This is a genomic window from uncultured Nostoc sp. (assembly GCF_964245575.1).
GTDB lineage: Bacteria > Cyanobacteriota > Cyanobacteriia > Cyanobacteriales > Nostocaceae > Nostoc.
In genome coordinates, this window is record NZ_CAXTNP010000206.1 from 1 (window position 1) to 14,361 (window position 14,361).

Annotated in this window: 13 protein-coding genes; 8 read left to right on the top strand and 5 right to left on the bottom strand. The window is 43.4% G+C overall.

The features are described from left to right. Nucleotides 1–1,741, top strand: a 1,741-nt coding sequence (locus ACFFAP_RS26640) for a plasmid replication protein, CyRepA1 family (RefSeq protein ID WP_375514051.1), incomplete at its 5' end; no start/stop codon positions are given. Nucleotides 1,742–1,819: 78 nt separating this feature from the next. Continuing rightward, on the top strand, nucleotides 1,820–3,112 hold the full coding sequence (locus ACFFAP_RS26645) for a hypothetical protein (RefSeq protein WP_375514052.1): 1,293 nt from the start codon (nucleotides 1,820–1,822) through the stop codon (nucleotides 3,110–3,112). 34 nt (nucleotides 3,113–3,146) lie between these two features. Here ACFFAP_RS26645 and ACFFAP_RS26650 read toward each other — a convergent pair whose 3' ends face one another. Both ACFFAP_RS26650 and ACFFAP_RS26655 read right to left on the bottom strand, forming a co-directional pair. Beyond that, nucleotides 3,147–3,881: an HNH endonuclease gene (locus ACFFAP_RS26650; protein WP_375514053.1), complete on the bottom strand. Its 735-nt coding sequence runs from the start codon at nucleotides 3,879–3,881 to the stop codon at nucleotides 3,147–3,149. Nucleotide 3,882: 1 nt separating this feature from the next. Next, complete coding sequence (locus ACFFAP_RS26655; protein WP_375514054.1) at nucleotides 3,883–4,791, bottom strand: Dam family site-specific DNA-(adenine-N6)-methyltransferase; 909 nt, start codon at nucleotides 4,789–4,791, stop codon at nucleotides 3,883–3,885. A gap of 65 nt (nucleotides 4,792–4,856) precedes the next feature. On the opposite strand from ACFFAP_RS26655, the gene ACFFAP_RS26660 reads away from it, so the two are divergent. The 4 genes from ACFFAP_RS26660 to ACFFAP_RS26675 all read left to right on the top strand — a co-directional run bounded on the left by ACFFAP_RS26660 (nucleotide 4,857) and on the right by ACFFAP_RS26675 (nucleotide 6,601). Continuing rightward, nucleotides 4,857–5,051 carry a hypothetical protein gene (locus ACFFAP_RS26660; protein ID WP_375514055.1) on the top strand — a complete coding sequence of 65 codons (195 nt, stop codon included), beginning with the start codon at nucleotides 4,857–4,859 and terminating at the stop codon, nucleotides 5,049–5,051. A 138-nt stretch (nucleotides 5,052–5,189) separates the two neighbouring features. After that, nucleotides 5,190–5,423, top strand: a complete 234-nt coding sequence (locus tag ACFFAP_RS26665; protein ID WP_375514056.1) for an EF-hand domain-containing protein — start codon at nucleotides 5,190–5,192, stop codon at nucleotides 5,421–5,423. A gap of 166 nt (nucleotides 5,424–5,589) precedes the next feature. Further along, nucleotides 5,590–5,919 (top strand): hypothetical protein, encoded by a 330-nt coding sequence (locus ACFFAP_RS26670; protein WP_375514057.1) that lies wholly within the window; start codon nucleotides 5,590–5,592, stop codon nucleotides 5,917–5,919. A gap of 382 nt (nucleotides 5,920–6,301) precedes the next feature. Further along, a complete protein-coding gene (locus ACFFAP_RS26675; protein ID WP_375514058.1) occupies nucleotides 6,302–6,601 on the top strand; it encodes a GFA family protein in 300 nt (99 codons plus the stop codon). A 105-nt stretch (nucleotides 6,602–6,706) separates the two neighbouring features. Here ACFFAP_RS26675 and ACFFAP_RS26680 read toward each other — a convergent pair whose 3' ends face one another. Then, complete coding sequence (locus ACFFAP_RS26680; protein ID WP_375514059.1) at nucleotides 6,707–6,976, bottom strand: hypothetical protein; 270 nt, start codon at nucleotides 6,974–6,976, stop codon at nucleotides 6,707–6,709. Nucleotides 6,977–7,247: 271 nt separating this feature from the next. Then, nucleotides 7,248–8,198, bottom strand: coding sequence for an RpoD/SigA family RNA polymerase sigma factor (locus tag ACFFAP_RS26685; protein WP_375514060.1), 951 nt, complete (start codon nucleotides 8,196–8,198; stop codon nucleotides 7,248–7,250). Between the two features lie 369 nt (nucleotides 8,199–8,567). On the opposite strand from ACFFAP_RS26685, the gene ACFFAP_RS26690 reads away from it, so the two are divergent. Both ACFFAP_RS26690 and ACFFAP_RS26695 read left to right on the top strand, forming a co-directional pair. Then, nucleotides 8,568–9,014, top strand: a complete 447-nt coding sequence (locus ACFFAP_RS26690) for a hypothetical protein (protein ID WP_375514061.1) — start codon at nucleotides 8,568–8,570, stop codon at nucleotides 9,012–9,014. 206 nt (nucleotides 9,015–9,220) lie between these two features. Continuing rightward, nucleotides 9,221–13,495, top strand: coding sequence for a strawberry notch-like NTP hydrolase domain-containing protein (locus tag ACFFAP_RS26695; protein WP_375514062.1), 4,275 nt, complete (start codon nucleotides 9,221–9,223; stop codon nucleotides 13,493–13,495). A gap of 328 nt (nucleotides 13,496–13,823) precedes the next feature. Here the strand turns inward: ACFFAP_RS26695 and ACFFAP_RS26700 are convergent. Beyond that, nucleotides 13,824–14,361, bottom strand: a 538-nt coding sequence (locus tag ACFFAP_RS26700) for a sigma-70 domain-containing protein (protein WP_375514063.1), incomplete at its 5' end; no start/stop codon positions are given.

The following is a 14,361-nucleotide window of genomic DNA, read 5'->3' on the forward strand; positions in this document are numbered from 1 at the left end:
TAATACTTGTAATGCTTATGCAGCACGGTTTATAGCTTTTCTTAGTGCCATTCGGCTCAGAGACAGGGACTTGAAAAAATACCAGCACATCGAACTAGGCGGCTGGTGGTGCAGTGGCGTTGACCCCCTCAACGAATACGCGCTAATGATGTGGGGCTGCTTCAAACCCGACCATCCCCGACGTGACCGCCAAAAGATTCACAAATTCATCAAGTACGAACACCCATTCAGAGAAGAGACACGCGCTTTCTTCCTCATAGTACCAAATCGCATTTGGGTGAAAGTTTCCCTACGTAGCGGCATTCCTATCACCGAAGAGAACTTGCAGCATTCTGGCGGTTTCTGGCGCTGGGTTTGGAGGCATAATGTGCCAGTTACAATTGTAGAAGGTGTCAAAAAAGCGGGGGCGTTATTGACTGCTGGTTATGCTGCGATCGCTATCCCCGGTGTTAACGCTGGATACCGCACTCCCCAGGATGAGTACGGTACAGCTAATGGCAAACCATACCTGATTCCCGACTTGAAACATTTCGCAACACAGGGGAGACAGGTTAATATCTGCTTTGACCAGGACAATAAACCTGAGACAGTTCAACGAGTCAGAACCGCTATCAGTCGCATGGGACGGCTGCTGGTAAATGAAGGCTGTTCCCTGCGGGTGATTGATTTACCGTTAGGAGCTTCTAAAGGGGTTGATGATTTTATCGTTGCCAAAGGGCGGGAAGCTTTTGACGCACTCTACAACACTGCCGTTGCTTTAGAGTTGTGGGAAATCAAGCTGTTTACTTTGCTGACTTACCCGCCGTCTATCGCACTCAACCAAAGATTCCTCGGACAGCTTCTCGTCCCCGAAGGCGAAAAACTCATCATCCTCAAAGCTCCCAAAGGCACTGGTAAAACTGAATGGCTAGCAACTGAGGTGGCGAAAGCTCATGACCAAGGAAGACGGGTATTAATTATCACCCATCGTATTCAACTGGGTGAGGCACTGTGTAATCGGTTTGGTGTTAATTATGTTACCGAAGTCCATACGAATGAAACAGGCACATTATTAGGATATGGGGTGTGTGTTGATTCACTGCATCAGGAAAGTCAGGCGCGATTCAACCCTAATGATTGGGCGAATGATGTCATAATTATTGATGAATGTGACCAGGTGTTCTGGCATTTACTTAACTCTGGTACTGAAGTGCAGAAGCGTCGGGTATCTGTTCTCAAAAACCTCAAACAACTGGTACAGAATGTTTTGGGCAGTAGTCAGGGGAAGATTTATCTCTCAAGCGCCGATGTGTCAGATACTGATGTGAAGTATGTTTTATCACTCGCTGGGGAATATCGGGTTAACCCGTTTGTAATCGTCAACAATTATCGCCACGTAGCTGGCAACTGTTACAACTATTCTGGCAGTAACCCGAAGAATTTGATTGCAGCATTGGACAAGGCGATTTCTAAAGGGGGGCATCATTTATTATGCTGCTCTGCTCAAAAGGCTAAGTCTAAATGGGGAACCCAAGCACTTGAAGAACGTTTTCGCCGCAAATTCCCTCACCTGCGAATCCTGCGAATTGACAGTGAATCTGTTGCTGACCCTTCTCATGCGGCGTTTGGCTGTATCGCTCATCTCAACGAGATTCTGACCCAGTATGATTTGGTAATCGCCTCTCCAAGTTTAGAAACGGGGGTCAGCATCGATATTCGAGGACATTTTGATGGTGTTTGGGGGATTTTTCAGGGAGTGTAGTCGGTTAACTCCGTGCGTCAGATGTTGGCAAGGGTTAGGGAGACAGTTGACCGTCATATCTGGATCAGAGAGTGGGGGATGTCGGTTGTGGGCAATGGTTCCACATCCATAGGAGGATTGCTCAGAAGTCAGCATGTCGCAACAAGGGCTAACATCGCACTGTTGTCGGCGGCGGATAATGACGACTACAGCTTTGTTGATCAGAACTTTCAGCCAGAGTCATTGCAAACCTGGGGCAAGCGTGGTTCTGTTATAAACGTAGAGATGCGGCGTTATCGAGAGTCTGTGCTTGCGGGTTTGGTCGAAGATGGGTACACCATTATTGATGCCTCGGATGCCGACGATGATGAGAGCGGGGCAGTAATCGAGTCGGTTAAAGCCGCGTCTGTTGAATTGTATGCTGCTGAGTGTGAAGCGATCGCGGATTCTCCAACCATCTCTGATGCCGAATTCAAGAAGCTGCAAGACACAAGGGCGAAAACGAAAACCGAACGACATCAGCAGCGTAAGGCGGAATTGTCTCGCCGCTACGAAATTGACGTAACCCCTGAGCTTGTCGAGAAAGATGACGACGGCTGGTATCCTCAACTGCGGATGCACTATTATTTGACGCTGGGGCGGGAATTTCTGACGAATCGTGATGCTAAAAGAGCAAAAGCACAATTAGAAGCTGGGGAGAATTCGGTTTGGAAACCAGATTTTAACAAGGGGCAGCTATTACCTGGTGTTTTGTTACTCGAAAATCTGAATCTCTTGCAGTTTCTTACACCAGACGTTCAGTTACGGGGGTCTGATGAGAAGATGGTGGAGTTTAAAGCCCTGGCTGTAACGCATCGGCACGTTATCAAGAATTACTTGAATGTTTCTATTTCTGAAAAACTGACCCCAGTGGCGATCGCTCAGAAGTTACTTGCCAAAATTGATTTGAAGTTGGATTATGTCGGTCGGTTGGGTAAGCGTGAAAATCGGGAGTGCGTTTATCGGTTTGTTGCCCCTAATGATGAGCGTGATTCAATTTTTGGGCAGTGGTTAAATCGGGATGAACTGTTTCTTAGTGAGTCGGTGTCAGTCATGAATAATATAAGTACAACTACACCAGTCATTGACACCCAATCCCAGGATATTCCTCAAACACTCACGCCAGTGGAAAGTCCTGTTACCCAAGGCTGGAAGGGGCTGAAGCTGAAAATGCGGCAAGGCATGGATTGCGCTGGTTCCTTCTACACTGAGTTAATCTCCACAATTGGCTCGGCTGTTGGTGTTGCTGATGGTGAGCCTTACTGGAATGGGTATCTGGGGCAGTGGCAGGTTTGGGTTAACTTTGGGAGCGGGTGTAAGTCGGTGGTGTGCGATTGGTTCGTAGCGGTGTAACATTTTCAATTATACGGTTAGCTCCAAGTAAGCCTTAGCTGTCACTGTTTCGTCTAATTTCTCGTTCAATGATTTCCTTGATCAATTCAGGGATTTCTTTGTTCAAACTAGTAGCAAGCTGTTTTAATCTTTCGTAAATCTCAACATTTTCTCCTTGCCAGATGAGGTCTATCCTTCTGACTTGTCGCATCGCAATATGTGTGTAGCTTTCTGGATATGCCCAATAACATGATAAGCAAATAGACTTATCCTTTATGCTGCCCCAATTTTGACAATGCTCGCATGACCAAGATTTAGCTCGATTAGCAGAGCCACAAAGTAACATAAAGTTATCAGGCTTTAACCCTGGTTCTCCATCAACTTCAAAGGGAACACGATGATCAATCTGTAGTTCGCGCTCATCAACCTCTTCTAGATAAATAAAGCACTTACAACCATATCTCGTAATTAACTCGTTTTTTATCTGCTTCGATAAGCCTGTTCTACCAGATAACCGAGAAAACCTTGCCTTGTCAAAATTTCCAAATTTGTAAGCTGCTATTTTTCTCCCATCGCTACCCGTTACGCGAAAGGTTTCTAAAGGAATTCCATGTTCTCGAACATCTCGTGCTGCTCTCGGAGGATGATTGTATCCGTATCTTTCCTTTAGTTCTTCTGTACTTATGAAGCCATATTGCAGAATATGGTCAATTACAGCTTTTGGTCTTTTAGCAGTCACTGATTGACAAAGCTTTATAAAATCATCAGGTAGATTTTGAGGGCTATCCATATCATTGCCAAATAGCAAGCTGTTTGGGTACTCTGCAAATATAGCTTTCCATATTTAAAACAGGTTCTTTAAGTAAACTGGGCGACAAATATAAAGATTCCACAGTCACTTCTTCTCTTCCTAATAATGTTGATTGAGAGGAGCGCCCAACTTCAATCTCAATTCTCTTAAGTCCTAATTCTTCAGGTAGATTATTGCCAAATGTTTTATTACCTCGTTTGCCATCATAACTAACTGCAAATGCTATTGCTCTTTGATTCAATTCTTCAAGAGCCAAAACAAAATCATTAAAATCGATCCCAGAAACATATCTTGAATCCCTGTCCCCTGATACACCTTGATAGGGTGGATCTATGTAAACAAAGTCATGACCTTGAACTTCAGCTAAAACATCTCTAAAGTCCAAGTGTGTAAATTTACATTTTTCCTTTAAAAGCTTGGAAACTCCCTCTATATTTTTTCTCATCTTTTCAGGTTGAGTTCCCTTTCGTCTTCTATCAGGGCTTTGATTGAAGAGTCCATTAGAGTTATATCGAACAGCGCCTTTTACACATCGAGCTAGTAAATACAAAAACAGTTTTGGCTCATTCGTTCTATTGAACTCTTCTCTAACTTGCAAATAGTGAGATATGGAATCCTCATGCTGGTCATTCCATATCTTTGTATATTGATCTGCTATCTCACTTGGTTTCTCTATAATTAACTCTAGTAGTTTAACCAGAGGTTTATTCAAATCATTGATCCAAAATTCTTGAGTAATACCTTTAAAAGAGGCAGCAACACTGATTGCTGCGGTTCCTGCAAATGGTTCTACCAGCCGTCCTACTCTACTAGGCACAAACCCGAGAATATTTGCAGCAAGGTTTCTCTTACTACCTTGATACTGAATTGGATGTGGAAGACTAGCCATTTTGAAGAGAGCAAATATCTAAATAAGTCTACCACACCTCCAAAACATGAAGATGGAAGTAATAATTGGGGGGTTTGGACACAGATACAGAACTCAGTGATTCTTGGTGGGAGCGGGTTAAATATTATGCTCGACTGGCGATTGAGCGGGTGGAGTACGGTGTAGAATCAGCTAAAGAATTACTCAGTACGCTAAGGAGTGATGAGCGGTTGAGTGTAATGCTGGAGTTTGAAGACGCAAGCCCTGACAAATTTGCTTAATTGGTGGCAGATACGCCCAATCTAAGCCCCAGCGATAGCCGTTTCTACGTCAATTGAAACAAGTTTATTAAATTTTGAGAGATTAATCAGAGATTAATGAGATATTAAGTTGAAAAACGGTTATTCAGATAGAAACTTATGGCAACCGAGCAAGAGCTTCAATCTCTTTTTAATAAATTAGATACCGATCAAGACGGCAAAATCTCCATTAATGATCTTTTTTTAAGTCCTGGCTTAAGTACAATCATTTCATCAGAAACAAACATCAGTACTCCCCAGGAATTGATAGTAAATTATGATTCAGACGAAGACGGTAGTATTACCTTTGAAGAGTTAAAGTCAGCCGTTAAAAAAGCAGATAATTTAACCTAGCTGTCAAAAAACCCAATACCAAATATCAATACCCAAAATCCCTCTAAGCGCCCACGTTTTGAGGGATTTCCATGAAAAAGACAATTGTGTGTTCGTTATCTTCTGAGTCGCTTAAAGTCACCTTGCAAGGTTTGTTTTAGCCCAAGATTGGGTCACAAGGGCAGTATTGTCGATTAGTGCGCCGGCATTTGCTGAAAGTCGTGCGGTTAATATCAGTATTGGCAGTATTGGTGGTTCCTTAGATAATGCCGTTTTGCGAACAGTTCGCCAGGTTATCGGGTTTGCAGTCGGCACTAGCACCGTCGATAAATTCATTGTATATAGTCCCAAGGTCGGATCTATTCCCATCGAAGGAGGTTTATCTGCTTGTGCTGAAGCTGGCTTCGGCATAAGCAATACAAGATTTAATGCTTTTATCCAAGAATTGCGTTCAATTAATCCTAAACCAGGGACTTTCTACAATGTAGAACTTACCGCAACCTGCAAGCCGAGATAAGAATGTCGTTTGCACTCAAGCGCGGTAGGGATGGGCTGAGGTACGAAGCCCATCTATCGAGTTACACTCTACGCGATAAACGCAAAACTGCATATTTTTAAATTGGAGATGTAAAATCAATGTTGATTTTAATCACCGTCATGAAGCGGTTAGATTAGTTGTATTAGTCTGTAAACTGAATAGTGCCAATACTTCCACTATGAAACAAGAAAGAATGTTAGCAATTTAAGCGCATTTTTGGGAGCGGAGAAAAAAATATGTCTAATGTGAGCATTGCTCCTGTAGCTGCCTGTGTGGAGTAGTAAACCTTTCTACAACCCGTATGAGTAATCAGGTAGGAGCGTGTCATTGTAGTATGTGTCGCAACTGGGGTGGAGGCCCTTTGTTAGTAGTTGAGTGTGAAAGTGATGTTAGCTTCTCTGGTGAAGAAAATATTGGGCTTTATCAATCGTCACAGTGGGCAGAACGTGGATTCTGTAAGCAGTGTGGTAGCCATCTTTTTTATAAATTAAAACAAAATAACCAGTATTTCATACCTGTTGGACTATTCGAGAACTGTGAAGGTCTTGTTTTTGATCATCAGGTATTCATTGATGAAAAGCCCAAATATTATTGTTTTGCCAATGAAACTAAGAACCTGACAGGGGCCGAGGTCTTTGCACAGTTTGCACCTCCTGAATGACTCCTAAACATTAAAGTTACTTTTTATCAGTTTGAGTTAGGTTGGGCGAATGAGCGCACTGCTTCACTCACAAAGTGCGTAGGCGTAGCCCGTCGTAGACATCGCTCAAAACATTGAGACAACAAATGATCCGGCTATGTCTTTACCACTCTTGTAAGTCATAGCTCTGGGTTTTCTCTTCTTGAGAGGGACTACTGATTTCTTGGGTGCTTGTGGCGGACGGCATTTCTCGCAATATAGAGGTCGAACTCCAAAGGTTTCTCGTTGTGTGGGTTGTTCGCATTGCTTACATACAAAGTTAAAAACGCGGGTGTGAATTTCCCGCTTGTGCGCTCTGACGGTGTACTCTCGGACATCGATTGTTTTGCTGGGCATCGGTTCTTTCTTCGGTGTTCTATTTATAAGGATAGTTTCTGGGCATCAATATATTCATGCACCATTTGATTGAAACAGTGATGATCTGATGGTTTTTCGCCAGGGATTAAGCAGAGGCGATTGCCACCGACTCATGACGGATACGCGATCGCACTCCTGACAGCGCAAATTGGAGGCATCTTTAACAGCAGTGGCTAGTTGTTTCCAGCCTTTGGAGTAGCGAGTTCGATTTATAAAAATGAAACTAAAGTCCAACAACCCTTAGCTAATCTTAATTAAGAAGATAGTCTTTGATCTTATTTTGATGAGAGCGCAAAATTTTCAAAGCAAGATGTTCAGTTTTACGAATTGTTTCTCGACAAAGATTCAGGCGTTCTGCAACTTGACTCAAAGTCAGTTCCTGATTATCTTCTAATCCAAAACGTAGAGTCAATACTTCTCGTTGCCTTGGATTAAGCAATGCTAGCAACTTGCTCAAGTCTTGGTGTAAAAACTCTTGAGCTATTTGCTCATCTAGGGAAATACCATCCATCGGTAAAATATCAGCTAGTTCAGTTTCACGCTCATCCCCGACTCGCATTTCTAGCGAGACTGGAGCGCGGGAAACCTGAAGATATTCCCGTATTTGATTGGGCAATACATTTAAGGATTCGGCAATTTCTGCTACAACTGGAGTCCGACCCAGAGATTGAGACAGTTGCTGCTGTACTCTCCTGATTTTATTTAATTTCTCGTTGATATGGATTGGCAGACGGATAGTGCGAGATTTTTCTCCAATCGCGCGTGTTATTGACTGCTTAATCCACCAATAAACGTAGGTCGATAGTTTATAGCCTCGGTTGGGATCAAACTTTTCGATTCCCTTTTGTAAACCTAATGCCCCTTCTTGGAGCAAATCGAGAAAATCTAAATTGTGATTCTGGTACTTTTTCGCAACAGAAACCACCAGCCGTAGGTTAGCAGTCACCATTTTCTCTTTAGCTTTTTGACCTTGTTGAATGATTGACTGTACTTCAGCTTCGCTTTGCCCAAGCGAGGTAGCTAATTCTATTGCAGTTGCTTGTCGGTTTAGTTGAAGTGCGAGGCTTGAGCGCTGTTCTTCAATTGCCATCATCTGCTGTAACGCCCTAGCATTTGTAATTTCTTGCTCAGGAGTTAGCAGAGGGTAGCGTCCAATTTCTTTGAGGTAGGAGCGAACTAAGTCGGTAGTTGGACTGGGCATACTTTCAATTAATTGTAAGGAATACTTTTATTTTTCGCTTGAATAGGATCTTTTACTTCAAAAATTAGCCAGCAAATTAAATATTAACCATAGACTTAACTCAATATTTATATTTGTCAAATATATTTATAAACATAATACTTGAAATATTCAAATAGGTAAATACTAAAACCTGCTTTATTTTACAACTAAGCTTTAAAGCAATGAAGGAATTTGGTTGAATTAAATCAGAGGTACGCTACGCTAAATTTAGAGTGAAGTCCTCTCTTGAAGAGAGGATATGTTCAAATCCGCTTCACATTTGGACAAGGCTTAAAGACGCTTTGCGTAAATCAATTGAAATTACAAATACTTAGTTGAGGAATAATCATGGATATGCAATCTCTACTTACCCTGGCAATCGTAGCTATCTTTTGGGCATTTGTTACTCTCGTTATATTCGAGTTCATTAGCGGACTATTTGTATCGGCTGCTTATGCTAGTAATATGGTTTCAGTTAGCAATCTAAATATAGCCGTTTCTACAATCCCATCAGTATCAGAAGTAATCACACCACAAGCTCGGACTTTTGAAAAATTGCCAGATCCTTGGACATTAGAGGATGAAGTTATTCATCGTACCAGTAACGAAGCAGTTATTCTCTCATTCCCTACATTGAGATTACTGGCTCCACTTAAAGAAATTTCACCACAACCAAAACGTACTACTCGTTTAAATAAAGTTAACAATGCTGCCAACAAGTCACCGAAAACTAAAAAGGCTGATGTAAATTCTTCAGACAAGCGCAAGCCAGGTAGACCACGTAAAACTGCATAAAACTAAGAAGGTAAAAGGTGAAAGGGATAAAAATTTCCTTTCTCTCTTCCTCTTTTACTAATACTTTATTCTTAGCCTCCGACTGATCAACGGAGGTTAACTTATTTCCTGAAAAATAGTGAACGTTATGTACCTATTTGATAGCTAACAAAGCCCACATATTAGCTTCGCTTTTTCAAGAGTGAAAATTAAAATTATATAGTCCAATGGTACAGCAACTTTTCACTCAAGGTTCTTTATTTGATTTGCAAACAGTAATCGATTATGGGCAGTCAGTTATTAATGTTGCCCAAGAGCTTGCAAAACTTTTAATAGATAATCGCCCTCTCTCTACGAAAACTGTTTCTTACCAGATGAATCGATACTTTCTAGGCAGTGCTGCGTCTGGTGCATGGCAGTGGAAAGATGCTTACGAAGCAGTGGAAGTGGCGCAAATATTATATCTGCGTCAAAAAGGTTATAAACTTTTATTAGAGTCGCCGCTAACAGTATTATTGGAATTGGAGAAGTTAGTAGCCCTTTGCCCAACGCAAACACGGCGCAGTGAAGAGTCGGTACAGCTTCAGCAATTCTCGACACCGTTGCCCCTGGCATACTTGGTAGCATTGGCGGGACAAATCAGTAGCAGCGACCTCATCCTTGAGCCAAGTGCCGGGACTGGTTTGTTAGCACAAATGGCTAAACTTAGGGGTGCAAGTCTGATGCTCAACGAGCTTGCACCCGATAGATCGAAGATTCTGCGTCGGTTGTTTCCCGGCACTCCACTATTTGGGGTCAACGCCGAACAAATCAACGATTATTTAGCCCGCATTTCTCAGCCTTCGGTTGTTCTGATGAATCCACCGTTTTCGTCGTCCCCGAAAATCAACAGTCGCAACAGTCAAGCAACCCCTCGCCACATAAACTCGGCATTGCAAAGACTGGCTGACGGTGGACGGCTGGTAACAATCACAGCCAACTGGTTTTCTCCGGCTAACCCAAGCTGGCGAGAGACTTTCCTTAAGTGGCAGGATTTTGCGCGAGTTCTACTATCTGTTGGGGTCAACGGCAAGGTGTACTCGAAACACGGGACGACGATGGAAACCCGGATTACGGTAATTGATAAAGTCCCGGCTGATAATCACAGGCAAATCCCCTGTATTTCCGAAACCTTGGACTTGCCCGAACTGCTAGCGTTGATTGAGCAGTTACCTGAGCGATCTTCGTGGGAACGCTCAGAAGAAGTCAAAGCTGCTACGGCAATCGCAAAAGTTGTTCAATTGCCAAAACGTACTACAGTTGCACAACCAGAAACACTTTCTTCAATTCCAGATGTGGTTATTCTGGAATACGAAGTCGTCGAATGGTCTGCTACGGATGGACTCAAAGATATTTTATATGAAACCTATCGCCCACAACGAATCCGAATTAAAGATGCTTTACCTCATCCCTCGCTGCTTTGTGAGAGTGCGGGAATGGCATTAGTATCGCCTCCGGCTCCCACTTACAAACCACATCTCCCGCAAAACATTGTCTCACAAGGCAAGTTATCTGAAGCACAACTTGAAAGTGTGATTTACGCTGGTCTTGCTCACTCAGAATTTCTGTCTGGGTCTTATATTGTTGATGATTCATGGGATAATGTGACTGTAGCGGCTCAGGGTGAAGAAAATGTCGTAAAATTTCGGCGTGGCTGGTTTCTTGGCGATGGGACGGGTGCTGGTAAGGGTAGACAATGTGCCGGAATCATCTTCGACAACTGGTGTCAGGAACGAAGAAAAGCAATCTGGGTATCAAAGAGTGCTGCCCTTATTGAAGACGCACGTAGAGATTGGTGTGCGCTGGGTGGTACTGAGCGCGACATCATCGACCTGAGCAACATCAAGCTTGGCGATCCAATCCCGTTTACCCAAGGCATTCTATTTTGCACATACTCAACTCTGCGCTCACTTCATAATGGCAAAAGTCGGCTCAAGCAAATCGTGGAGTGGGTAGGAGCAGACTTTGATGGTGCGATCACATTTGACGAGTGTCACGCGATGGGTAACGCAATGGCGCAAGAGGGTAAACTGGGCATGGTTGCAGCATCCCAGCAAGGCATTGTTGGGCTGAGGTTGCAAAATGCCTTACCCTCTTCACGGGTTGTATACGTATCGGCGACCGGAGCGACGAAAGTTTCTAACCTATCTTATGCAAATCGTCTCGGTCTTTGGCAGACTGGAGATTTCCCTTTCACCTCCCGTGAGGATTTTGTGGAATCCATTGAGGGCGGTGGTATTGCAGCGATGGAAGTGGTAGCCAGGGATCTCAAGGCTTTGGGACTGTATCTAGCGCGGAGTCTCTCGTTTGAGGGGGTGGAGTATCAGACGCTCGAAATTGAGTTAACGCCCACGCAGGAACGGATTTACAATAGCTACTCCGATGCTTTCCAGGTTATTCATAATAATTTAGAGAAAGCGTTAGAAGCTTGCAATATAACTGGCGCAAAAACGTATAATCGTGCTGCTAAGATGTCTGCCAAGTCGCAGTTTGAGTCACACAAGCAAAGATTCTTCAACCATCTGTTGACTGGCATGAAATGTCCGCAGTTAATTAAAGCGATTGAAGAGGATTTAGCTGCTCAAAATGCCGTTGTTATTCAAATTGTATCAACTAATGAGGAGTTGCTTAAGCGACGACTTGATGAAGTTTCTACTTCGGAATGGCAGGATCTCAATCTTGACTTGACCCCACGGGAATACGTTATGGATTACCTGATGAGTGCTTTCCCCATTCATCTCCATTCCATCCATTCAGGTGTTGATGGAGAAGAAAGATCCGAGCCAGTCTTTGACGCTGATGGTTCTCCAGTTATCTCCCAAGAAGCTGTAGCCTTGAGGGATACGTTAGTCGATAAGTTAGCAAGCCTTGATCCAATTCCTGGTGCATTAGAACAATTGCTGTGGCATTTTGGTTACAAGCAAGTGGCTGAAGTAACTGGTCGCAGTAAGCGAGTTCTGAAAGATGAATCTGGACGTTTGTTCGTTGATTCGCGTGGTAGTGGGGCAAATATTGCTGAAACTACTGCGTTTATGCAGGGTGACAAACAAATCCTCATCTTCAGTGACGCTGGCGGGACAGGCAGAAGTTATCATGCCGATTTAAACGCAGTCAACCGTAGACGGCGATCACACTATCTTTTAGAAGTCGGCTGGAAAGCGGATAACGCAATTCAGGGGTTGGGGAGGTCACACCGGACTAACCAAGCATCAGCACCCCTGTTCAGACCAGTCACGACGAACGTGCGCGGTGAACGCAGGTTTATCTCGACCATCGCTCGTCGCCTGGACAGTCTCGGCGCACTCACCAGAGGGCAGAGACAAACTGGTGGTAATGGCATCTTTGATACCAAAGATAACCTAGAATCTCAGTATGCGGAACACGCCTTGTATGAATTGTTCAAGCAAATTTATCAGGGTCGATTTTATGAAGTTCCACTAGGGACTTTTGAGCAAATGACAGGACTGGGCTTAACCTCTCATGAAGGCGGGATGAAAATCGACTTGCCCCCATTGCGGCAATTCCTCAATCGGCTGCTGGCATTACGCATCGATATGCAAAACATCATTTTCGAGCGTTTTGAATTGTTGCTAAGTCAGCAGATTGAAACAGCGATCGCGGCTGGTGTCTATGAGATGGGTGTGGAAACTTTACGGGCTGAACACTTTACTGTTGAGAGCCAGGAAGCTGTATATACTCATGCTCAAACTGGTAGCATCACCAATTACTTGAAAGTGGAACGCATCCAGAAAAACAACATCAAAACTGCTGATGAGATGTTGGAGTTTGCCACTCAATATCAAGGAATGCTCATGATCAACTCCAAGTCAGGCAATGCTGCTGTGTCAATTCCAACTCACAGTCTATTCGACTCTGAGGGTGGAGTTGTCCCAAGAGTTTTGCTGATTCGCCCACAGAAAGAAACTCGCGTACCAGTCCAAGACTTGGAATCTTCCACTTGGCAGCAAGTTTCTATTGATGCGTTTGCTGCTGCTTGGTCTATTGAAATAGACGCACTGCCTAAGTTCACAACCGATTACCTGCACTTAATGACAGGAATATTGCTACCGATTTGGAAGATACTACCACAGCAGAATAGTCGAGTATTCCGACTACAAACCAGCGATGGACAAAAGATTCTTGGTCGGGTGGTGAATGCTCACGACATTCAAACCGTGCGCGAACAACTTGGACTAAGAAATCAGCTGCTTTCTCCAGAAGAACTTGTGAAGCTGGTACTGAACGAGAGATATACACAGCAACTACCAGGAGGAATTACGCTGCGGCGGTCTTTCGTTGCTAATGAACCTCGCATAGAACTGGTTAATGCTATCTCACTGGCAGAGCGACTCTTAGCTGTGGGTTGCTTCACCGAGATCATCAACTGGCAAAAGCGGGTATTCATTCCAGTTTCAGACAAAGCACCAGCTATTCTAGCGGCTGTGATTGAAATCTTGGGATAAGTTAAAAGCTGATGTATCTAAGTAAATACATCAGCTTATTTTTCGCTCAAACAAGAGGGGGCAGATATAGCGTAGCTGACACCAGGGGCAAAATAGTACAATTTTACCTAAAACCAAGGTTTGTAGTATGCCAATGACAAAACTAAAGCCCTTATTCTTTTGTTACAGGTTTGTTTAACAAGAAGCAAACATGACTTGGATGATTTATTTAAAAACAATAGCTAAAAAGCTTATACACTAATGCTTTCCGCCTATCTTAACCCTAGTGTCAGCTACGCCAAACTTTTCGGTCTACTGAAATTTGTACAACTTATTTTTACATAATGGTTCATTCAAATAAATACTCTTGCATGTCGTTTTGTCGATGGCGGAGAATACTTATAGCTTTGACCTGGATTTGACGAATCCGCTCTCGGCTGAGGTTTAGCTGTTGGCCAATCTGAGCGAGATTGAAATGCTGATCGTTCTCTAGCCCAAAGCTTAAAGTCAACACTTGACGCTGTATAGGTGTCAATGGTTCTAAGAATTTAGCTACGTCTTGCGATAGAAGTTCTTGGGTGAGCAGTTTTTCTGGTGAAGCGCTAACGTCTGCTAAAATTTCGCCCAATTCTGTCTCTTTCTCGTCTCCGACTTGTTTATTCAAAGAGATGGCTGTGCGAGAAGCACTGAGATATTCTCGAAGCTTATCTGGGCTGATGTTTAATGATGCAGCCACTTCTTCAGCACTAGCATGACGACCAAGTTTTTGAAAGCTTTCTCGCTGCACTTTTTTAATTTTATTAAGTATTTCAGTGAGGTGAACGCTCCTACAACGATCGCTAATTTCTTGGCACGGGTCAGCCCAGTGTAAAACAGGTTCCGGGTTA

Coding starts and splice junctions, on each gene's coding strand:
- ACFFAP_RS26645 (WP_375514052.1), top strand. CDS start 1,820: ATGTCGGTTGTGGGCAATGGTTCCACATCCATAGGAGGATTGCTCAGA.
- ACFFAP_RS26650 (WP_375514053.1), bottom strand. CDS start 3,881: ATGGATAGCCCTCAAAATCTACCTGATGATTTTATAAAGCTTTGTCAA.
- ACFFAP_RS26655 (WP_375514054.1), bottom strand. CDS start 4,791: ATGGCTAGTCTTCCACATCCAATTCAGTATCAAGGTAGTAAGAGAAAC.
- ACFFAP_RS26665 (WP_375514056.1), top strand. CDS start 5,190: ATGGCAACCGAGCAAGAGCTTCAATCTCTTTTTAATAAATTAGATACC.
- ACFFAP_RS26680 (WP_375514059.1), bottom strand. CDS start 6,976: ATGCCCAGCAAAACAATCGATGTCCGAGAGTACACCGTCAGAGCGCAC.
- ACFFAP_RS26685 (WP_375514060.1), bottom strand. CDS start 8,198: ATGCCCAGTCCAACTACCGACTTAGTTCGCTCCTACCTCAAAGAAATT.
- ACFFAP_RS26690 (WP_375514061.1), top strand. CDS start 8,568: ATGGATATGCAATCTCTACTTACCCTGGCAATCGTAGCTATCTTTTGG.
- ACFFAP_RS26695 (WP_375514062.1), top strand. CDS start 9,221: ATGGTACAGCAACTTTTCACTCAAGGTTCTTTATTTGATTTGCAAACA.